At 67.5% G+C, this 20436-nt stretch carries 21 protein-coding genes; 11 read left to right on the top strand and 10 right to left on the bottom strand.

Annotated features, from left to right (window positions below):
* Window positions 1-11: 11 nt before the first annotated feature.
* On the top strand, window positions 12-1436 hold the full coding sequence (locus tag JNJ68_RS07890; RefSeq protein WP_294981454.1) for a gamma-aminobutyraldehyde dehydrogenase: 1425 nt from the start codon (window positions 12-14) through the stop codon (window positions 1434-1436).
* A 210-nt stretch (window positions 1437-1646) separates the two neighbouring features.
* Here JNJ68_RS07890 and JNJ68_RS07885 read toward each other — a convergent pair whose 3' ends face one another.
* The 4 genes from JNJ68_RS07885 to JNJ68_RS07870 all read right to left on the bottom strand — a co-directional run bounded on the left by JNJ68_RS07885 (window position 1647) and on the right by JNJ68_RS07870 (window position 3379).
* A complete protein-coding gene (locus JNJ68_RS07885) occupies window positions 1647-2072 on the bottom strand; it encodes a hypothetical protein (protein WP_294981105.1) in 426 nt (141 codons plus the stop codon).
* Window positions 2073-2135: 63 nt separating this feature from the next.
* Window positions 2136-2246, bottom strand: coding sequence for a toxin-antitoxin system HicB family antitoxin (locus tag JNJ68_RS07880; RefSeq protein WP_294981102.1), 111 nt, complete (start codon window positions 2244-2246; stop codon window positions 2136-2138).
* Window positions 2234-2470: a type II toxin-antitoxin system HicB family antitoxin gene (locus JNJ68_RS07875; protein WP_294981099.1), complete on the bottom strand. Its 237-nt coding sequence runs from the start codon at window positions 2468-2470 to the stop codon at window positions 2234-2236. Before JNJ68_RS07875 ends, JNJ68_RS07880 begins: the two co-directional genes overlap by 13 nt.
* Window positions 2471-2497: 27 nt before the next feature.
* Window positions 2498-3379, bottom strand: a complete 882-nt coding sequence (locus tag JNJ68_RS07870; RefSeq protein WP_294981096.1) for a LysR family transcriptional regulator — start codon at window positions 3377-3379, stop codon at window positions 2498-2500.
* A 162-nt stretch (window positions 3380-3541) separates the two neighbouring features.
* Here JNJ68_RS07870 and JNJ68_RS07865 point away from each other — a divergent pair, with 162 nt between their 5' ends.
* The 4 genes from JNJ68_RS07865 to JNJ68_RS07850 all read left to right on the top strand — a co-directional run bounded on the left by JNJ68_RS07865 (window position 3542) and on the right by JNJ68_RS07850 (window position 9544).
* Window positions 3542-5725, top strand: a complete 2184-nt coding sequence (locus tag JNJ68_RS07865) for a thiamine pyrophosphate-dependent enzyme (protein WP_294981093.1) — start codon at window positions 3542-3544, stop codon at window positions 5723-5725.
* On the top strand, window positions 5722-6753 hold the full coding sequence (locus JNJ68_RS07860) for an ACP S-malonyltransferase (protein ID WP_294981091.1): 1032 nt from the start codon (window positions 5722-5724) through the stop codon (window positions 6751-6753). The genes JNJ68_RS07865 and JNJ68_RS07860 overlap by 4 nt, the downstream gene beginning before the upstream one ends.
* Window positions 6750-8243 (top strand): aldehyde dehydrogenase family protein, encoded by a 1494-nt coding sequence (locus JNJ68_RS07855; protein WP_294981089.1) that lies wholly within the window; start codon window positions 6750-6752, stop codon window positions 8241-8243. Before JNJ68_RS07860 ends, JNJ68_RS07855 begins: the two co-directional genes overlap by 4 nt.
* Window positions 8244-8464: 221 nt before the next feature.
* A complete protein-coding gene (locus JNJ68_RS07850; RefSeq protein ID WP_294981087.1) occupies window positions 8465-9544 on the top strand; it encodes a saccharopine dehydrogenase C-terminal domain-containing protein in 1080 nt (359 codons plus the stop codon).
* A 55-nt stretch (window positions 9545-9599) separates the two neighbouring features.
* Here the strand turns inward: JNJ68_RS07850 and JNJ68_RS07845 are convergent, their stop codons facing one another.
* Complete coding sequence (locus tag JNJ68_RS07845; RefSeq protein ID WP_294981085.1) at window positions 9600-10355, bottom strand: pyrroline-5-carboxylate reductase dimerization domain-containing protein; 756 nt, start codon at window positions 10353-10355, stop codon at window positions 9600-9602.
* Window positions 10352-11674, bottom strand: a complete 1323-nt coding sequence (locus tag JNJ68_RS07840) for an aspartate aminotransferase family protein (protein WP_294981082.1) — start codon at window positions 11672-11674, stop codon at window positions 10352-10354. The genes JNJ68_RS07845 and JNJ68_RS07840 overlap by 4 nt, the downstream gene beginning before the upstream one ends.
* Window positions 11675-11741: 67 nt before the next feature.
* Between JNJ68_RS07840 and JNJ68_RS07835 the strand changes: the two genes are divergently transcribed.
* The 5 genes from JNJ68_RS07835 (at window position 11742) to JNJ68_RS07815 (ending at window position 17390) form a co-directional block, all read left to right on the top strand.
* On the top strand, window positions 11742-12332 hold the full coding sequence (locus JNJ68_RS07835) for an XRE family transcriptional regulator (protein WP_294981079.1): 591 nt from the start codon (window positions 11742-11744) through the stop codon (window positions 12330-12332).
* A 62-nt stretch (window positions 12333-12394) separates the two neighbouring features.
* Window positions 12395-14206: a DNA mismatch repair endonuclease MutL gene (gene mutL, locus JNJ68_RS07830; RefSeq protein WP_294981076.1), complete on the top strand. Its 1812-nt coding sequence runs from the start codon at window positions 12395-12397 to the stop codon at window positions 14204-14206.
* Window positions 14203-15363: a DNA recombination protein RmuC gene (gene rmuC, locus JNJ68_RS07825; RefSeq protein WP_294981075.1), complete on the top strand. Its 1161-nt coding sequence runs from the start codon at window positions 14203-14205 to the stop codon at window positions 15361-15363. The genes mutL and rmuC overlap by 4 nt, the downstream gene beginning before the upstream one ends.
* 55 nt (window positions 15364-15418) lie before the next feature.
* On the top strand, window positions 15419-16846 hold the full coding sequence (locus JNJ68_RS07820) for an aminotransferase class V-fold PLP-dependent enzyme (RefSeq protein ID WP_294981073.1): 1428 nt from the start codon (window positions 15419-15421) through the stop codon (window positions 16844-16846).
* Window positions 16847-16856: 10 nt separating this feature from the next.
* Window positions 16857-17390 carry a HutD family protein gene (locus JNJ68_RS07815; RefSeq protein ID WP_294981070.1) on the top strand — a complete coding sequence of 178 codons (534 nt, stop codon included), beginning with the start codon at window positions 16857-16859 and terminating at the stop codon, window positions 17388-17390.
* A 5-nt stretch (window positions 17391-17395) separates the two neighbouring features.
* On the opposite strand, the gene JNJ68_RS07810 is transcribed toward JNJ68_RS07815, so the two are convergent.
* Both JNJ68_RS07810 and JNJ68_RS07805 read right to left on the bottom strand, forming a co-directional pair.
* Window positions 17396-18037: a ChrR family anti-sigma-E factor gene (locus JNJ68_RS07810; protein ID WP_294981067.1), complete on the bottom strand. Its 642-nt coding sequence runs from the start codon at window positions 18035-18037 to the stop codon at window positions 17396-17398.
* A gap of 15 nt (window positions 18038-18052) precedes the next feature.
* Entirely contained in the window at window positions 18053-18598 is a 546-nt protein-coding gene (locus tag JNJ68_RS07805) for a sigma-70 family RNA polymerase sigma factor (protein WP_294981064.1), read from the bottom strand.
* Between the two features lie 328 nt (window positions 18599-18926).
* Between JNJ68_RS07805 and JNJ68_RS07800 the strand changes: the two genes are divergently transcribed.
* The gene (locus tag JNJ68_RS07800) at window positions 18927-19508 is read left to right on the top strand and encodes an alpha/beta hydrolase (RefSeq protein WP_294981062.1); all 582 of its coding nucleotides are present in this window, start codon (window positions 18927-18929) and stop codon (window positions 19506-19508) included.
* Between the two features lie 24 nt (window positions 19509-19532).
* Here the strand turns inward: JNJ68_RS07800 and JNJ68_RS07795 are convergent, their stop codons facing one another.
* Both JNJ68_RS07795 and cobO read right to left on the bottom strand, forming a co-directional pair.
* The gene (locus tag JNJ68_RS07795; protein ID WP_294981059.1) at window positions 19533-19673 is read right to left on the bottom strand and encodes a hypothetical protein; all 141 of its coding nucleotides are present in this window, start codon (window positions 19671-19673) and stop codon (window positions 19533-19535) included.
* A gap of 96 nt (window positions 19674-19769) precedes the next feature.
* Window positions 19770-20402: a cob(I)yrinic acid a,c-diamide adenosyltransferase gene (gene cobO / locus JNJ68_RS07790; protein WP_294981057.1), complete on the bottom strand. Its 633-nt coding sequence runs from the start codon at window positions 20400-20402 to the stop codon at window positions 19770-19772.
* Window positions 20403-20436: the final 34 nt, after the last annotated feature.

Here is a 20436-nt window from a genome sequence, read left to right as displayed (position 1 = left end):
TCCGTATGACCATCCAGACGCAACTCCTGATCGGTTCCGCTTTCGAGGCGGGGCAGGAGGCGAAGGAATCCGTCCTGAACCCGCGCACCGGCGCGCTGATCCTGGAGGTCCCGGAAGCCTCGACCGCGCAGGTTGACCGGGCGGTGGCGGCGGCGCGCAAGGCCTTCGAGGGCTGGTCGCGCACCACGCCCGCCGAACGCTCCGCCGCGCTCCTGACCATCGCCGACCGGATCGAGGCCGAGGCGGATGCCTTCGCCGCCTTGGAGGCGCTGAACTGCGGCAAGCCGATCAACGCTGCGCGGAATGACGAGATCCCCGCCATCGTCGACTGTTTCCGCTATTTCGCGGGCGCGGTGCGCTGCATGACCGGGACCGTGGCCGGGGAATATCTCTCGGGCCATACCAGCATGATCCGCCGCGACCCGGTGGGCGTGGTGGCCTCCATCGCCCCCTGGAACTACCCGCTGATGATGATGGCCTGGAAGCTCGGCCCCGCGATCGGCGGCGGCAACACCGTGGTGTTCAAGCCCAGCGAGCAGACGCCCCTCACTGCCCTGAAGATGGCGCATATCCTGGCCGAGGTGCTGCCCGAAGGCGTGGTCAACGTGATCGCGGGCCGCGGGCAGACGGTGGGCAGTTATCTGATCAACCATCCGGGCGTCGATATGATCTCCCTCACCGGCGATGTGGCGACCGGCAAGAAGATGCTGGACGCCGCCGCCAAGACCGTGAAGCGCACCCATCTGGAACTGGGCGGCAAGGCCCCGGTGATCGTGTTCGACGACGCCGATGTGTCGGAAGTGGTCGAGGGTCTGCGCGCCTTCAGCTTCTACAACGCCGGACAGGACTGCACCGCCGCCTGCCGGGTCTATGCCGGGAAGAAGGTCTACGACAATCTCGTTGCCGACCTCACCTCCGCCGCCGCCTCGATCACGCTTGGCGCCGAGGACGACACCACCAACGAGATCGGCCCCCTGATCAGCCAGCGCCAGCGCGACCGGGTGGCAAGCTTCGTCAACCGCGCCCGCGAGCTGAACCATGTGCAGGTCACGACCGGCGGCGAGGCGATGGACCAGGGCTTCTACTACCGCCCGACGGTGGTGGTGGGTGCCAAACAGGATGACGAAATCGTAAGGCGCGAGGTCTTCGGCCCGGTCGTCTCGGTCACGCCATTCTCCGATGTGGAGGATGCGGTGACCTGGGCCAACGACAGCGATTACGGCCTCGCCTCATCTGTCTGGACCCGCGACGTGGGCCGCGCAATGGCCACCGCCGCGCGGCTGCGCTACGGCTGCACCTGGATCAACACCCATTTCATGCTGACCAACGAGATGCCGCACGGCGGGCTGAAGCAAAGCGGCTACGGCAAGGACATGAGCGCCTATGCGCTGGAGGATTATACGGTGGTGCGGCATGTTATGGTGAAGCATGGGTGAGGGGGGCGGTCACGGGTCATGACCCTTGACTTTTTGGTGTGGGGTAAGCACCTATCACCTGTGCCTTAAAGAGCATTTTGAGTCGGCTTCACCTGTGAATCGGCCCGCTCATGTGGAAGGTGATCCTTGCAGGGGGATCATTTGTAGGACACGCAAGGGTGGTTCCCGACCCCGATGAGCTAAGGGAACGCTGCTACTGCAAGCACAGCATCAGCGCACGGTTCCCACGCGGGAGCCGTGCGTTTTTGTTCCTGAGAATGCGGTGACCACTGACCAGACGGATGCGTCGCGTCGCTCTCTGAATTCAACGACCGCCGTTCCCGTGGCAGATCGGACTGCCATAAGTCGGGTCTGCTGCCAAATTGCGCCTTCAAAATATAGCGGCGTTCCAACCCGAATAATGGACAGAACATAGAGCGGCACATCCGCTTCTGAGATGTGACCTGACCTTTCCATCTCAATCCTGTGCTCCGCCCAGATATGCCTTGCACCAAATCCCTTGTTCGGACCGATGTGACGGCGAAGAGGCAAATGAATCGGCGCTTCCGGCAACATGACACCCGAAAGCTTCAAACTTGGCACGATGCCGAAAGACTGAAGGCCGGTGAGCGGATTCAGAATTGCGAGTGAACTCAAGCTCTATGGCCTCAAACGAATGATCGCCAAACTTAGGCAGCAATCATCAGGCACTGCAAGCCATCACCCCGCCGCCTTCCCCAGCACCTCTTCCGCCCATTGGTTCAGGCTTTTCCCCGCCAGTTCCGCCGCGAGCGCGGCCTTGCGGTGGACCTCGGGGTTCACGAAGGACACATCATCTGGCCGGAATAGGCCCGCTGCGGGTCCTTCCCGATCTTCGCACAGGTTTCCAGGTAATCCTCCACCGCCTCGTGGAAGGCCTCGCGCAACCCCCCGACCGTGTCGGCATGGAACCCCACCCCGTCCCGAATCCCAGCCAGCCGTCCGGTGAAAATGCCATCGTCGTCGTCATATTCGACCCGCGCCGAATAGCCCTTGTAATTCATCGCATTGCTCATGGGGTCACTCCGCCTGCTGCAAATCCACTATGGCGATTTCCCCAACCACTCCAACAACATCCCCAGCGGCCTGCTGACCGCCCGCCCCTTCGGCCAGACCAGCGAGTAGCTGCCCTCCAGCTCCTCGAACCCTTCCACCGCGGCCACCAGCCTGCCGCGAGACGCCTCGGCCTCGAAGAGGAACGACGGCAGCAGCGCCAGGCCGAAGCCGAGCGCCGCCGCTTCGGACATATGCGCGAAGGTGTCGAACAGCATCCCCCGCAGCCGGTCGACCGGGACCTTGCGGCGGGCGAACCAGTCCTCCCAGGCGCCGGGGCGGCTTTCGAGGTGGAGGAGGGGGAAGCCCAGCAGTCGGCCGGGCGGCAGCGGGCCGTCGGGAAGAAGGGATGGGGATCCGGCGGGAATGACCCGTTCGCGCATCAGGGGCAGATACTCCACGCCCTGCCAGTCGCCGGTGCCGAAATGTACGGCGGCGTCGAACGGGTCGCGGGCGAAGTCGAAGGAGGCGAGGCGGGTGGAGAGGTTCACCGTCACCTCGGGATGCGCGTCGGTGAAGGCCTTCAGGCGCGGCAGCAGCCAATGCGTCCCGAAGGCGGGCAGGACGGCGAGGTTGAGGGACATCCGCGCCCCGGCGGCGCGCAGTTTCAGGCTGGAGCGGGCCAAGTCCTGCAGGTAGCCGCGCGCGGTAGCGGCATAGTCCCGGCCCGCGGGCGTCAGCGCCAGCGCGCGGCCGGTGCGTTCGAAGAGGGTGACGCCGATCTGGTCCTCCAGGTGCCGCAGCTGGCGCGAGATGGCGGAATGGGTCAGCGACAGCTCCCCCGCCGCGAGGGTGGCGGACCCCAGCCGTTCCACCGCCTCCAATGCCAGAAGCGAGCTGACCGAGGGCAGGAAGCGGCGCGGGGCGATCATGTGCGGAAAGCTCACATATTGGCGACATTTCGTCGGTTCTACTGGAGTTTTTCTTCAGATACACTGCTCAAAACACCGATCGGTCCGCAGATGAACTTGTCCGCCTTCCCGTGCCGCCCCGCCCCCGGTGGCGATCATCCCGCATTTGTGGGAGTGTGACCCGTGGACCGTTGCGAGATCGTGCATGACAATTTCCTGTGCCGCGTGGCGGCGCGGGATTTCCCCGTGGGGAAAGCGCCCAGCGGGCCGCTGACGGCGGAGCTTGCCGTGCAGGCCTTCCGCGCGGGCTGCCTGACCCGGGCGCTGGACCGGCAGAGCCGCGCGATGCAGCGGGCGGGGCAGGGGTTCTACACCATCGGCTCGTCCGGGCATGAGGGGCTGGCGCCGGTGGCCCTGGCGCTGCGGCCGACCGACATGGCCTTCCTGCATTACCGCGACGCCGCCTTCCAGATCGCGCGGGCGGGGCAGGTTCCGGGGGAAAATCCGGCCTGGGACATGCTCCTGTCCTTCGCCTCCTCGACCGATGACCCGATCTCCGGCGGCAGGCACAAGGTTCTGGGGTCGCGCAAGCTGATGATCCCGCCGCAGACCTCGACCATCGCCTCGCATCTGCCGAAGGCGGTCGGCGCCGCCTATTCCATCGGCGCGGCGCGCCGCCACCGGCCCGAACACGCGATCCTGCCGGAAGACGCGCTGGTCATGTGCAGCTTCGGCGATGCCTCTGCCAACCACTCCACCGCGCAGGGGGCGTTCAACACCGCGCAGTGGACCAGCTACCAGTCGGTGCCGCTGCCGCTCCTCTTCGTCTGCGAGGACAACGGGATCGGCATTTCCACCAAGACCCCGAAGGGCTGGATCGAGGCGACGTTCAGCGCCCGCCCCGGCCTGACCTATTTCAAGGCCGATGGCCTCGACCTTTACGACACCTACCGCGTGGCGGCGGAGGCGGCTGACTTTGTCCGAACCCGGAAGAAGCCCGCCTTCCTGCATCTGCGCACGATCCGGCTGTATGGCCATGCGGGGGCGGATGTGCCGACGACCTACCTGCCGCGCGACGAGGTAGAGGCCGAGGAGGCGCAGGATCCGCTGCTCCATTCCGTGCGGCTTCTGGATCAGGCGGGAGTGATGTCCCCGGAGGACGCGCTGACTGTCTATCGCGACACCTGTGCGCGTGTCGAACGGGTGGCGGGCGATGCGGCCAAGCGGCCCCGGCTGAAGACGGCCCCCGAGGTGATGGCCTCGCTGATCCCGCCCGCACGGGTCTGCAAGCCGACCAACGGGCCGACGCCCGAGGCGCGGGCCGAAGCCTTCGGTGCCGACCTCAAGGCGATGGACGAGCCGCAGATCATGTCGCGGATCATCAACTGGGCGCTGACCGACCTGATGCTCGCCCACCGCGAGATCGTGATGATGGGCGAGGATGTGGGCCGCAAGGGGGGCGTCTATGGCGTCACCCAGAAGCTGACCCAGCGCTTCGGGCCTGACCGGATGATCGACACGCTTCTGGACGAACAGTCGATCCTCGGCCTCGCCATCGGCATGGCGCAGAACGGCTTCGTGCCGATGCCGGAAATCCAGTTCCTCGCCTATCTGCACAATGCCGAGGACCAGCTTCGCGGCGAGGCGGCAACGCTGTCCTTCTTCTCCAAGGGCGCCTTCACCAACCCGATGGTGCTGCGGATCGCTGGCCTCGGCTACCAGAAAGGCTTCGGCGGGCATTTCCACAACGACAACTCGGTGGCCGTGCTGCGCGACATTCCGGGGCTGATCCTTGCCGTGCCCTCGAACGGGGCCGACGCCGCGCGGATGGTGCGCGAATGCGTCCGTCTGGCGCGCGAGGAGCAACGGGTGGTGGTCTTCCTGGAGCCGATCGCGCTCTACCCGATGCGCGATCTGCATGGGGACAAGGACGGGCTGTGGATGACCCGCTACCCCGACCCCTCCGAGCGGATCGGGCTGGGCGAAGTGGGCATCAGCGGCGAGGGGGCCGACCTTGCCATCGTGACCTTCGGCAATGGTGTCTACCTGTCCAACCAAGCGCTGCCCGAGATTGCAAAGGCGGGGATCAAGGCCCGGATCGTCGATACCCGCTGGCTCTCTCCCCTGCCGAAAGCGGCGCTGACGGCGGCGGTCGAAGGCTGCCGCAATATCCTCATCGTCGACGAAACCCGCCATTCCGGCGGCGTGGCCGAGGCGCTGATGGCCCACTTCCACGAAGCCGCGCCGGGGGTGTCCTTGGCCCGCCTGACCGCCGAGGACAGTTTCATCGCCACCGGCCCGGCCTATGCGGCGACCATGCCGTCCTCGGCGGGAATCGTGGCGGCGGCGAAAGGGCTGGCCAAATGAAAACCGCCGTCCTGATCTGCCCCGGTCGCGGGACCTATACCAAGACCGAACTCGGCTCGCTGGCGAAGTTCCCCGACGCGGCACTCCTGTCCCGCTTCGACACTGAGCGCGCCCGGCTGGGGCAGGAGACGCTGACCGCGCTGGACGGGGCGCAAAGCTATTCCGTTTCCCGCCATTCGCGCGGCGACAATGCCAGCGCCCTGATCTACGCCTGCACGCTGGGCGACGCGCGCTCGTTGCAGGGCGTGGAACTGGTCGCCGTCACCGGCAATTCGATGGGCTGGTATTCCGCGCTCGCCTGCGCCGGGGCCGTGTCGCCGATGGACGGCTTCACCCTGGTCAACACGATGGGCACCCTGATGCAGGAGGCCCTGATCGGCGGGCAGCTGGTCTATCCGTTCATGGCCGAGGACTGGCAGGACGCCCCCACCCGCCGCGCCGAGCTTCTGGCGCTGGTCGAGGACATCGGCGACCGGCCCGGACATGACCTTGCGCTGTCCATCGACCTCGGCGGGATGCTGGTCATCGCCGGGAACGAGGCTGGCCTCAAGGCTTTCGAGGCTGCCGTTCCCCCGGTGCAGGGCCGCTTCCCGCTGCGGCTCGGCAACCACGCCGCCTTCCATACCGCCCTCCAAGCCCCGGTCGCAGCGAAGGGGCGCGCGGCGCTGCCGGAAAGCCTGTTCACCCAGCCGAAGACCCCGCTGATCGACGGTCGCGGCCATGTCTGGTGGCCCGGTTCGGCCACCACCGGCGCGCTCCGCGACTATACGCTGGGGCATCAGGTGGTGGAGCCCTACGACTTCACCGCTGCCATCCGCACCGCCGCCCGCGAATTCGCGCCGGACTACTTCATCGTCCCCGGCCCCGGCACCACTTTGGGCGGGGCGGTGGCGCAAAGCCTGATCCGCGCCAACTGGCGCGGGTTGTCCAACAAGGCCGACTTCCAGCGGTTGCAGGCCGACGACCCCTTCCTTATCTCGATGGCGCTGCCCGATCAGCGCAAGCTTGTCACCGGAGACACCCAATGACCCATGCCGAAATCCTTGCCGCCGCCGGGCTGACCAAGGCCGACCTGACCGGGGGGACGCTTGCCGTCCATTCGCCCATCGACGGCGCCGAAATCGCGCGGGTGGCCGAGACGAAGGCCGAGGCGATGCCCGCGATCATCGCCCGCGCGCGAGCCGCCTTCCGCCAGTGGCGCGACGTTCCCGCCCCGCGCCGGGGCGAACTCGTCCGCCTGCTGGGCGAAGAACTGCGCGCGGCGAAGGCCGAACTTGGCGCGCTGGTGACGCTGGAGGTCGGCAAGATCACCAGCGAGGGCCTGGGCGAAGTGCAGGAGATGATCGACATCTGCGACTTCGCCGTCGGCCTGTCGCGCCAGCTGTACGGCCTGACCATCGCCTCAGAACGCGCCGGGCACCGGATGGCGGAAACCTGGCTTCCGGTGGGGCCGGTCGGCGTGATTTCCGCCTTCAACTTCCCCGTCGCCGTCTGGTCGTGGAACGCCGCGCTGGCGCTCGTCTGCGGCAACCCGGTGATCTGGAAACCGTCGGAAAAGACCCCGCTGACCGCGATGGCGACGCAGAAAATCCTGGAAAAGGCGCTGGCCCGCTTCGGCGACGCGCCGGAAGGCCTGTGCCAACTGGTCATCGGCGGGCCTGCCGTCGGCGACGCGCTGGTGTCGTCGAAGGATGTGCCGATCCTCTCGGCTACCGGCTCCACCCGGATGGGCAGCGTGGTCGGCCCGAAGGTCGCCGCGCGCTGGGGCCGGGCGATCCTTGAACTCGGCGGCAACAACGCGATGATCGTCGCGCCCTCGGCCGATCTGGAAATGGCCGTCCGCGCCATCGCCTTCGGCGCGGTGGGCACGGCGGGCCAGCGCTGCACCTCCTTGCGGCGGCTGATCGTGCATCGCTCGGTCCGCGACGATCTGGTCAAGCGGCTGGCGAAGGTCTACGCCAACCTGCCGGTGGGCGACCCGCGCAAGGCGGGCACGCTGATCGGCCCGCTGATCGACGCAGGCTCGCGTGACCGGATGCTCAAGCAACTTGACAAGGCCCGCGCCGAGGGCGGCACCGTCCACGGCGGCAAGGCGGTCGACGGCGTCAAGGGCGGGGCCTATGTCACCCCGGCCCTGGTCGAGATGCCGGGCCAGACCGCCACGGTCTGCGAGGAATGCTTCGCGCCGATCCTCTATGTCCTGACCTATGACACGCTGGACGAGGCCATCGCGCTGCAGAACGAAGTGCCGCAGGGCCTGTCCTCCTGCATCTTCACCCTGAACCTGCGCGAAGCGGAGACCTTCCTCTCCGCCTCCGGCTCGGACTGCGGGATCGCCAACGTCAACATCGGGCCTTCGGGCGCCGAGATCGGCGGGGCTTTCGGGGGCGAGAAGGAAACTGGCGGCGGGCGCGAAAGCGGCTCGGACGCCTGGAAGGGCTATATGCGGCGGCAGACCTCGACGGTGAACTATTCCGCCAAGCTGCCGCTGGCGCAGGGCGTTGAATTCCCGGTCTGAGTCCGGGACAGACAGGACCAAGGCGCGCCGGTTCCGACCGGCGCGCCTTTCCATTTTCAGCCTGTCGACCGGCACTGATAGAATGCCGAAAGCGCCGTCATTCTGTCAGGTATTGCCAGTGATTTCGCCGAACGGCCCGGCGCAACCGGCAGCCTCCGCGGATAGCCTTCCGCCGTAAGAAGATCGCCGCGCAGGAACTGCGGCTGAGAAAGGAAATACCCATGTCGTTCAGGAAAGTGGCCGTGCTTGGCCTTGGCAAAGTCGGCCATCTCGCTGCCGAGCTTCTGGTGGAATCGGGCTTCGAGGTGACCGGCGTCGACGCCCGCAAGGTCAACGCCCCCTTCCCGACCCGAACCGTCGACCTGCAGGACCAGACCGCCATCGCCGATCTGCTGAAAGGCCAGGAAGCCGTCCTGTCCTGCCTGCCCTTCCACCTGAACATCGGCGTCTCGACCGTGGCGCATTCTCTTGGCCTGCACTACTTCGACCTGACCGAGGACGTGCCGACGACCAAGCACATCCGCGAGCTTTCCACCACCTCCAAGGGCCTGATGGCCCCGCAATGCGGCCTTGCCCCCGGCTTTGTCGGCATTGTCGGCGCGCATCTGGCCGAACAGTTCGACAAGGTCCGCTCGATCCGCCTGCGCGTCGGCGCCCTGCCGCAGAACCCGACCGGGCTTCTGGGCTATGCGTTCAACTGGTCGCCGGAAGGCGTGGTCAACGAATACCTCAACGACTGCGAGGTGATCGAGGAAGGCGTGCTGAAGACCGTCTCGGCGATGGAATGGCTGGAGACGATCTACATCGACGGCATGCAGCTGGAGGCCTTCACCACCTCGGGCGGGCTTGGCACGATGTGCGAAACCTATGCCGACAAGATCGAGAACCTCGACTACAAGACCATGCGCTATCCGGGCCATGTGAAGCTGATGAATTTCTTCTTCCACGAGCTTCTGATGCGCGAGAACCGGGCCGAGGCGGGCCGCATCCTGACCAATGCCAAGCCCCCGGTCGACGAGGACGTGGTCTATGTCCATGTCGCCGCCGAAGGCTGGCAGGGCGGGCAGCTGCGCCGCAAGGAATTCGTGCGGTCCTATTACCCGATCGAGATCGGCGGCAAGATGCGCACCGCGATTGCCTGGACGACCTCGGCTTCGGTGGTGGGCGTGATCGAGATGGTCCGCGGCGGCCACCTGCCGCAGCAGGGCTTCCTGAAGCAGGAGGCGATCCCGCTGGAGCCTTACCTCAAGACGCGGACCGGCAACTACTACAACATCGGCCACCGCAGCCGCCACGCCTGAGCGGGGCATCCCGTCACGGAGCCTGTCTGGGCTCGTGACGGCTTCCGGGGCGGGCCTACCCGCCGATCCGCTTCAGCACCCGGTCCAGCCCTTCGTCCCAGGCCGCCAGCGCGCCCCTATTGGCCAGCGCTGCCAGCACCATCTCGCTGATCCCGCCCTTCGTCACCACGCTGCGGGCAATGTCCTCCAGCGGCCGGTCCTCGCGCAGCAGCACTTCGGCATTGCCGCGCAGGGTGGCGGCGATCAGGGTTCGGGCGGTCTCGGGCGGCAGGCCCTGACCCTCGAACCAGCCGATGACATGCGCCATCCAGCCGAAAGTGGCGCCCGAGAACCCGCCGAAGGTCGCGGCGATGGTGAATTGCGCCTCGTCGTCGAAGGCGATCACCGGGCCGGTCTTCGACAGGAAATCGCGCCAGAACCCGTCCTCCGGGCACAGGATCGACGGGCCGACGCCATAGGCATTGGCATAGCCCGGCATCATCGTCACCGCCGCGCGGCCCGGGCCGATCAGCGATTGAAGCCGGGCAAGTCCGGTGCCCGCCATCGCCGACAGCACCGGCTGGCCGGGGCGGAAGCGCAGGCCAGCCAACTCCTCCGCCCCGGTGGCCGCAGGCAGCGAGACGAACACCCCCTCCACCGCATCGACCACCGCCTGATTGCTCACCGCAACTTCGCAGCCCTGCTCCGCCGCCAGCCGCGCCGCGACCCCGGCATTGCGGGGCGACAGCACCAGCCGGTAGCCCGACCCCGCCAGCCCCCGCACCATCAGTTCGGCCAGATGCCCGACCCCGAGGATGCCGATGGTGGTCACGGCATTTCCTCCAGCACCTCGGCCATCGCAGAGGCGGTGGCGGCGATGTCGGCCTCGGTATGGACGATGGAGGACAGCGAATGCAGCGTCGCCGAGGGGTTCATGTAGACCCCCTTCTCCATCAGCCGCAGCGCGAAGTCGCGGAACTTCATCCGGTCGACATGGGTGCAGAAATCGCGGTAGTCGCTGATCTCGGGCCGGTCGGTGAAGAAGATCTGGAACATCGAGTTCACCCCCTGCACCACCATCCCGTGCCGGTTGGAATGCTTGGCGAGATTGCGGATTTCGTCCGTCATCGCCTTGCCGAGGTTCTTGATCCGCCGGAACCCGGCCTGATCGTCCGCCAGCATCGTCTCCAGCATCACCTTGGTCACATGCAGCGCCAGACGGCCCGCGTTGTGAGTGCCGAAATGCAGCACCTTGCCCCATTCGAGGCCCGCCATCACCTCGGCCCGCCCGCCGATCATCGCCATCGGCAGGCCCCCGCCAAGCGCCTTGCCATAGGTGACGATGTCCGGGGTCAGGCCATAGAGTTCCGCACAACCGCCCGCCGCCAGCCGGAAGCCCGTCACCGTCTCGTCCAGATAGAACAGCGCCCCATGCGTCCGGCACAGCTCCTGCATCCGGTTCAGGTAGCCCGGCTTCGGCGGGATCACCCCCATGTTGGACATGACGCCTTCGGTCACGACGCAAGCCGCCTGATCCCCATGCAGCGCCATCGCCCGTTCCAGCGCGTCAAAGTCGTTCCAGCGCACGACGATGGTGTCCTTCCAGGCCTCTTCGGGGATGCCGGACGAATCCGGAATGCGGATCGGGTCGTTCGGATGGCCCAAGAGGGTCGGCGGATAGGGGTTGGTGTTGATCAGCACCGAATCCCACCAGCCGTGGTAATGCCCCTCGAACTTGATGATCTTGCGCCGCCCGGTATGCCCCCGCGCCAGCCGGAAGGCGGCCATCGCGGCCTCGGTCCCGGTATTGGCGAAGCGCACCTTGTCGACATGCGGGAGGAGGGCGACCAGCATCTCGGCCACCTCGACCTCGACCTCCAGCGCGGTGGCGAAATGGGTGCCCCGCGCGGCTTCGCGGGCGATGACCTCAACTACCTTCGGATGCGCATGGCCCAGCGGCAGCGCGCCGAAGGCCATCATCCAGTCGATATACTCGCGCCCGTCCACGTCATAGAGCCGGGCGCCTTCCCCGTGGCTCATGTAGCGCGGCGCCCCGCCAAAGGTCGCGGGTCCACGAGAGGCGGAAGAGACCCCCTCGACCAGCACCTTCTGGCCCCGTTCGAACAAGCTTTGCGATTTCGGACCGGCCATCTGATGCCCCTTGTGATTGCTGCGGTGATTGTTATTATAAGAACATCCTGCCGTCAAACGGAACATCATGCCGCCGCTCACCGACCGCCCCCGCGCTGTGGAACCGCATCAGGAACTGGCGAGCCGCATCAAGCGCTGGCGCGAGGCGCGGGGCTGGAACCAGCAGGCTCTGGCCGAGAGGGCAGGGTTCGCCCGCTCCACCCTGTCGAAGATCGAGAACGGGCTTCTCTCGCCAACCTTCGAAATCCTCCTGAAACTGGCGCAGGGCTTCGGCTGTGATCTGGCCGACCTCGTGCGCGCCGAAACCCCCAGCCTCGTGGGCCGCATGGTCATTGACCGGGGCGCGCCGAGTGAGGCGATCACCAACCCCAACACAAGCCTCTGGCCGCTGGGCTCGGCGCTGAAAGGGCGACCGTTCCAGTCGATGCTGGTGGAGTTCACCCAAGCCGACCTTGCCGCTTTCGGCGACTGGAACCGGCATGACACCGACGACCTCCTGCATGTCCTCTCCGGCACCTTGGTCCTGCATACCGAAGGCTACGCCCCCGCCACCCTACACCCCGGCGACACGGTGCATTTCGACGGAACGATGCCGCATGCCTGCCTGAAATCCGGGCCGGAAACCTGCCGCTGCCTCTACGTCTTCGCCCCGCGCTAAGCGAGGACAGAGGCCACGTTTCGTTCTTCCCCGACTCACGGGCGGCTGCTACAGATGGGGGCATGACGCTTCACACCCCCAAGATAACGGGCGCTTCCGGCCGCCCGGTGATCCGGCAACTGGATGAGGCCGCGATCAACCGCATTGCCGCAGGCGAGGTGGTGGAGCGTCCGGCCTCTGCCGTGAAGGAACTGGTGGAGAACGCGCTCGACGCGGGCGCGGGGCGCATCCAGGTCGATATCGCCGATGGCGGCAAGACACTGATCCGGGTGACGGATGACGGCTGCGGGATGGGCGCAGAGGACCTGCCCTTGGCCCTGTCGCGCCATGCCACCTCGAAGATCGACGGCTCCGATCTTCTCGACATCCGCAGCTTCGGCTTCCGGGGCGAGGCGCTGCCCTCTTTGGGAGCGGTCGGTCGCCTGACCATCACCTCTCGCGCCGAAGGCGAGGCCGCGCAGATCGCCTGCGAGGGCAGCCGGATCACCCCGGTCCGCCCCGCTGCCCTGACCCGTGGCACGGTGGTCGAACTCCGCGACCTGTTCTTCGCCACCCCCGCCCGGCTGAAATTCCTCCGCTCCGACCGCGCCGAAATGCAGGCCGTGACCGAGGTCATCCGCCGTCTGGCGATGGCCGAGCCGCAGACAGGCTTCACCCTGCGCGACGTGACCGGGGGCGAGGCCCGCACCCTGTTCCGCGCCGACCCGCAATCGGGCGACCTCTTCGACGCCCTGCAATCCCGCCTTGCCACCGTCATCGGCCGCGACTTCACCGACAACGCGCTGCGCATCGACGCCGAACGCGAGGGGTTGCGCCTGCAGGGTTATGCCGCGCTGCCCACCTATTCGCGCGGCTCCTCGGCGCAGCAATACCTCTTCGTCAACGGCCGCCCGGTCCTGGACCGGATGCTCTATGGCGCCCTCCGCGCCGCCTATTTCGACGTCCTCTCCCGCGACCGCCACCCGGCGGCGGTGCTGAACCTGATCGCCGACCCCCAGCGCGTCGATGTGAACGTCCATCCTGCCAAGGCCGAAGTCCGCTTCCGCGAGCCCGACGCCGCCCGCAGCCTGATCATCACCGCGCTGAAATCGGCGCTGACCGGAGCCGGGCACCGCGCCTCCTCCACCGTCGGCGCGGCGACCTTGCAGGCGTTTCGTCCCGTCTACCAGATGGAGCGCCCCAGCCAGCCAGCCCTCTCCCGCGCCTTCGCCTTCCAGTCGCCCGGCTTCGCCGAGGCCCCCCAAGCCCCCGCCTTCGCGCCCCCCCGCGAGGAGGAGCCGCAGGCGAACGAGGAGCATCCGCTGGGCGCCGCCCGCGCGCAGCTGCACGAGAACTGGATCGTCGCCCAGACCGCAACCGGCATCGTCATCGTCGACCAGCACGCCGCCCACGAACGCCTCGTCTACGAGCGCCTGAAGCGCCAGATGGCCGAGACCGGCATCCGCGCGCAGGCCCCGCTGATCCCCGAGATCGTCGACCTCTCCCCCACCGACGCCGCCCGCATCCTCGACGCCGCCTCTGCGCTGGCGGGGATCGGCCTCGCCATCGAACCCTTCGGCGGCTCTGCCATCGCCATCCGCGAAACCCCCGCCATCCTTGGCCCGGTCAACGGCGCGGCGCTGCTCCGCGACATCCTCGACGAACTGGCCGACTCCGGGGACAGCCAGCTCATCCAGACGAAGATCGACGCCATCCTCTCCCGCATGGCCTGCCACGGCTCCGTCCGCTCCGGTCGCCAGATGCGCGCGGAGGAGATGAACGCGCTTCTCCGCGAGATGGAGGCGACGCCGCTTTCCGGCCAGTGCAACCACGGCCGACCCACCTATGTGGAACTCAGCCTCCACGACATCGAACGCCTCTTCGGCCGCCGATGATCACCCTTTTCGGCCAGACCTACGCCTGGAACGCGCCCGAGATGCTCCTTCTCGGCGGGGCGGCCCTCATCCTGCTTGCCCTCCTGATCCTCATCCTCCGCGCCGCCGGACGCGCCTCCTCCACCGCCGAGCCGCTCTTGCGGGAGGTGTCCTGGCTCGCCTCCCGCGTCCAGACGCTGAACGACGGGCAGGAAAGGCTGGCGGGGGGGCTGCACCATGTTTCCGAAGCGCAGGCCGTCAGCCAGACCGCCATGCTTCAGGTGATGGAACAACGCCTCGCCGAAGTGCAGCGCCAGATGACCGAGGCGCTGCACGGCACCTCCACCCGCACGGCGCGGTCCCTGGGGGAACTCCACCAACGCCTCGAAACCATCGACAAGGCGCAGGCCAACATCGAAAAGCTGTCCGGCAACGTCCTGTCGCTCCAGGACATCCTGTCGAACAAGCAGACCCGGGGCGCCTTCGGGGAGATCCAGCTCCATGACATCGTGCAGAAGGCCCTGCCGAAGGACGCCTATTCCATGCAGGCCACGCTTTCGAACGGCAAACGTGCCGACTGCCTGATCCACCTGCCCAACCCCCCGGGCCCCATCGTCATCGACGCCAAGTTCCCGTTGGAAGCCTATGAGGCGCTCCGCCGCGCCGACACCCCCCGTCTGGCGCAAGAGGCCGCCCAGCAGATGCGCGCCGCCGTCCGCGCCCATATCCGCGCCATTGCCGAGCGCTACATCCTCGAGGGCGAAACGGCAGATGGCGCGCTGATGTTCCTGCCCTCGGAAGCGGTCTACGCCGAACTGCACGCCAACTTCCCCGACCTCGTGCGCGAGGGCTTTGCGGCGAAGGTGTGGATCGTCTCGCCCACCACCTGCATGGCGACGCTGAACACGATGCGCGCCGTGCTGAAGGACGCGCGGATGCGCGAACAGGCGGGGGCGATCCGCAGGGAACTCTCGCTCCTCTACTCGGACGTCGAACGCCTTGGGGCGCGGGTTGAAAACCTCGACCGCCATTTCGGCCAGGCGGCGAAGGACATCGAGGAGATCAAGATCTCCTCTGACAAGGCGACGAAACGCGCCCGCCGGCTCGACAATTTCGACTTCGAGGAACTGGCCCCGGACAGCCCCGCCAAGGTGATCGGCGCGACAGCGGCAGAGTGACTCGACCGACCGCTTCGAAAGGCGCAAGCTGGTTCTTTCGCAGGAGAACCCGGACATGCCTATGACCGAGAGCAATCCATTCCTCAGCCAGAGCCGTCTTGCGCTTGATCCCGAAGACCGGCAGGCGATGGAGGCCGCCCTTCGCCATGCCATCGCCTTTCGCGAAGGCATCGACGGCGGCCCGGCCAGACCGAAGCTGCGGCCCGCCGATCTGGTCGACCGGTTCAGTGGCCCGCTGCCGGAAACGGGCGAACCGGCCCCTGCGGTGATCGAAGCCCTTGCCACCGAAGCACGGGACGGCATCCACCCCCACCTCTCGCCGCGCTTCTTCGGCTATGTCATCGGCGGGTCGATGCCGGTGGGCACGGCGGCGGATTTCCTGGTCTCCGCCTGGGGCCAGAATGCGGCCTCCTCCTGGGAAAGCCCCGCGGTCGCGGTGATCGAACAGACCGTCTGCCGCTGGTGCCTCGACCTCCTCGGCCTGCCTGCGGACAGCGGCGTGGGCATCGTCACCGGCGCGACCGTGGCCAACACCCAAGGCATCATGGCCGCCCGCGATGCGCTCCTCGCCCGGCAGGGCTGGGACGCGGGCGAGCGCGGCCTGTTCGGCGCCCCCGAAATCCCGGTGCTGATCGGCGCCGACGCGCATTCCGCCCCGCTGGCCGCCCTGCGCTATGCGGGCTTCGGCCCGGGCCGGGCGATCCGGCTGGACACCGACGGCCAAGGCCGCATCCGCCTCGAGGCGCTGGAAAACGCGCTGAACGACTGCGCCAACCCGCCTCTGGTGGTTCTGCAAGCCGGACAGATCAACACCGGCGCGTCCGACCCCTTCGCAGAAGCGATCCCGCTGATCCATCGCCACCACGGCTGGGCGCATGTGGACGGGGCTTTCGGCCTCTGGCTCCATGCCGTCCCCGCCCTGCGCGACCGGCTGAAAGGGGTCGCGCAGGCCGACAGCTGGGCGGTCGACCTGCACAAATGGCTCAACGCCCCTTATGACGCGGGCCTCTCTATCGTGCGCGACCGGGCGGCACTGGTCGCCGCGATGACCGCGCGCGGCGCCTATCTGCCCGAGCCCGGCAAGACCTGGGAGCCGAGCGATTCCACCCTGGAACTCAGCCGCCGCGCCCGCGGGGTGCCAAGCTATGCGATCCTGAGACACCTCGGCGCCTCGGGGGTGCGCGACATGATCGCCCGGCACTGCGCGCTGGCCCGCTATCTGGCCGACCGGCTTGCGTCCGATCCGGGGATAACCGTGCTGAACGAGGTCGTCAGCAACCAGGTCGCGCTGGCCTGCGCCGACGACGCGACGACGCAAGCCGTGCTGGACCGCGTCCAGACCAGGGGCCGCGTCTACCCCAGCCATGGCCTCTGGCGCGGTCGCAAGATCATCCGCTGCTCGATCAGCAACCATGCCACCGACCGGGCCGACATCGACGTGCTGGTGGAGGAGTTGCTGGCGGCGCTGCGGGAGGCGGGCTAGGCTTGGCGGCATGATGATCCACCTCACCGCCAAGGACTACGTCCGCCAGCCCTGGAAGAACGGGCGCGGCACGACCGTCGAATTGCTGCACCTCCGCGACCCCGCGAGCGGCGCCACGCTTCTCCGCCTGTCCCGGGCCAGCGTGGTCGAGGACGGCCCCTTCTCGCTCTTCCCCGGCATCGAGCGGAACCTGACCGTCCTCTCCGGCCCGGGCTTCCGCCTGACTGGCCCCGGCCTCAACCTCCGCTGCGACCCTCTGGTCCCGGTCGCCTTCCCCGGCGATGTGCAAGTCATGGCCAGCGAAACCCAGGGTCGGCAAAGTGACGATTTCAACGTGATGACAGCACGGCACCTGCCCCGGCCGCGGGTGATCGTGGCGCAGAATGACAGGTTCGATGGGGAAGGGCGATTGGCGCTCTATGTCCTTGGTCGCTGCCGGGTCGACGGTGCAGCCGCTGCGCAGGACGATCTGATCCTGACCGCCGGACCCGTAAGCCTCACAGGCGACGGGCCGGTGATCGTCGTCAGCTATTCCGGCGTCTGAACCCGTCAGATCCGCAGGAAGGGCTGCGCCAGCCGAGCGATCAGCCCCCGGAACCGCAAGGGAGCATCGGTCGCCGCAAGGCAGATGCAATCCTGCCCGGCAAGGACCGTCGGTGTGTGCTCGACCGTCTCGTCGGAAATCTCCACATCGCCGGGGCCGAAGCTTTCGTCCCGGTCGGCGAAGGCGCCTTGCAGGACCAGCGTCAGCTCCATCCCCCGGTGGCCGTGGTCGGGCACCGCCATTCCCGCCGGGATGAACAGAAGCCGCGCTGTCGCCCCCTTGCCGGTCGGCAGGATCGCCTGCTTCACGCCCCCGCCGACCCGCCGCCAGCGCACCGCATCCGGGCCGCCGCCCACATGACCGGCCAGCGGCGCGGGGAAGATGCCCGCCGGCTTCGGCCCCTCGGTCCGCGCCTGCGGCAGGCCTTCGATCCGTGCCAGCGCCTGTGCCAGGGCATCCTCGCCCATGGCACTCTCCCCGGCCTCTTCCAGAAGCGCGCCACCCAGCGCGTCGAAGGACCCGGCCTGCGCCCGGCAGTCGTCACACAGCGACAGATGCGTGGCCACGACCAGGCTGAACGCCTCGGGCAACCGGCCGGCCGCATAGGCCATCAACAGCTGGTCGGAAAGATGGTGGCGTATCGTCATTCGCTTCCGCAGTCCCTAGCTCATCTGGCGGCGCAGCTTCTCCAGCGCCAGCCGTATCCGTGACTTGATCGTCCCCAGCGGCAGCCCGGTCTCCGCCGCGATCTCGCTGTGCGAGAGGTCGCCGTAGAAGGCGCGCTCGATCAATGTCCTCTGCGGGGCAGGTAGCGCCCCCAGCGCGCGGGCCAACCGCTCGGTTTCTTCCTGTGCCGCCAACGCCTCGGCCTGGTCGGGCGCGGGCTCCGGCCCCCAGTCCAGCTCTTCCGGCTCGGCCCGGCGCGCCTTGCGCAGCGCGTCGATTCTCCGGTTGCGGGCGATGGTGTAGACCCAGGTGGCCACGCTGGCCCGTGCGGGGTCGAAGAGCTGCGCCTTCTGCCACAAGACCGCCATCACGTCCTGCGCGCATTCCTCGGCCAGCGCAGCCCCCGCGCCGGACTTCATCAGGAAGGCCTTCACCCGCGGCGCGAAATGCCGGAACAGCTGTGCGAAGGCCGCCGGGTCCGCATCGTCGCGCACCCGTTGCAGGAGACCTGCCCAGTCAGTCTCGTCTTCCGGCGTCGCCACCGATCCTTCCCTCGACCATGACCTGCCACAGCATGCAATCACCCCGATCCAGTGCGGTGGCCCGGTCTTGCCTGTCATGGCGGCGCAATCGGCGTCAAGCATCATGGTCCGTGATACGCCGGTCGAGCGCTGTCGGATCACCAGTCTGCGCCCGGGCTTCCTTCCGGCCGGGCAGGTCTCGCCACCGCAGCCGACCATGATCTCGCGAAGCGTCGGGCCCGCACCTCCGGCAGGGGCATCCCCGCCTTGCGCCCCTCGGCGCTTCCGCTTTACGCTCCACGCGCGGCCGGGCGCGTGGTGCTCCCGCTTTCACGGTGAAGACCCGGCCATGCCAGACCTCCTGCACGCCTTCGACTTCCTGCTGCTTCCCTGCCGCGACAATGCGGGTCCGGGTCACTGGCAAAGCCACTGGCAGGCAGCGCTTCCCAACATGACCCGGGTCGAGCAGGACGAATGGATCTCGCCGAAGCTCGGCCCCTGGGCGGCGCGGCTGGACGACCATGTCGCCCGGGCGCGGCGGCCCGTCGTGCTGATCGCGCACAGTCTGGGGACATCGCTCATCATGCATTGGGTCTTGCGCGGGAATACCTCACGCATTGCGGGGGCCTTCATGGTCGCGCCCTCCGACCGTGGTCCCGCCGACATCTGGCCCGAGGCTGCGGACAGCGGCTTCGCGCCGATGGTGCTGCAACCCCTGCCCTTCCCGGCGATGGTCCTTGCCAGCCGCGACGACCCCTATGTCGCCTTCGACCGCGCCCGGACCTTCGCCGCAGCCTGGCGGGCGACCCTGGTCGATATGGGCATGTCCGGCCACATGGGCAATGCGGCCAACCTCGGGCTCTGGCCTGCCGGCCTCGTCCACCTCGGCGCCTTCCTCGCGACGCTGGGTCGCGTCGCGCAAGACCCGTAGGTCGGGGCTTGCCCCGACTCTCCCTCAGAACAGCCCGTCGCCGCCCTTGTCCTGCTCGACCGCTTCGTCGGCCACCACCGCCGCAGCGCCACCGACCAGCAGGGGGGCACAACCCGCCGTGGTCAGCACCAGAAGCGCCGCCAGCATCAGACCTGTCTTGCTCATCCTCGTCTCTCCTGTTGCAGATCTTGCCAATCCGTTAACGTCCGCGACCAACATATTGATATCATTGACGCTGAAATTCTGTCCACCGTGGACAGATCAGAACTCCACCCCCGGCTGGCCCTTGACGCCTGCCCGGAACGGATGCTTCACCAGCGTCATCTCCGTCACCAGATCCGCCGCCTCGATCAGCTCTTCCTTCGCATTCCGCCCGGTCAGCACCACATGCGTCAAGGGCGGTTTTTCGGCCTTCAGGAACTCTAGCACCTCGCCGATGTCCAGGTAATCATACCGCAGCGCGATGTTGATCTCGTCCAACAACACCATCCTGATCTCCGGGTTCCGGATCAGCTCCTTCGCCTTCTCCCACCCCGCCCTTGCGGCGGCGATGTCGCGGGTCTTGTCCTGCGTTTCCCAGGTGAAGCCCTCGCCCATCGCGTGGAACTGGCAGAGGTTGCTGAAATGCCCGGTGATCAGCCGCCGTTCGCCCGTATCCCAGGCCCCCTTGATGAACTGCACTACCGCGCAGGGCATCCCGTGCGCGACGCAGCGCAGGATCATCCCGAATCCGCTGGAGGACTTCCCCTTCCCCGCCCCGGTGTGGACGATGATCAGCCCCTTCTCGCCTTCCTTCCCCGCCATGATCTTGTCCCGCGCGGCCTTCTTCTTGGCCATCTTCTGGGCGTGCCGGGCAAGCTCGTCGGTCTCGGGTGTCGCAACATGCTCGGTCATGGTCGGTCGTGTCCTTGACAAGGGGGGGCTGCTT

This window comes from Tabrizicola sp. (assembly GCF_016793705.1).
Classification (GTDB): Bacteria; Pseudomonadota; Alphaproteobacteria; order Rhodobacterales; family Rhodobacteraceae; genus Tabrizicola.
Note: the sequence above shows the minus strand (reverse complement) of the source record. Positions and strands in the feature narration are given on the sequence as shown.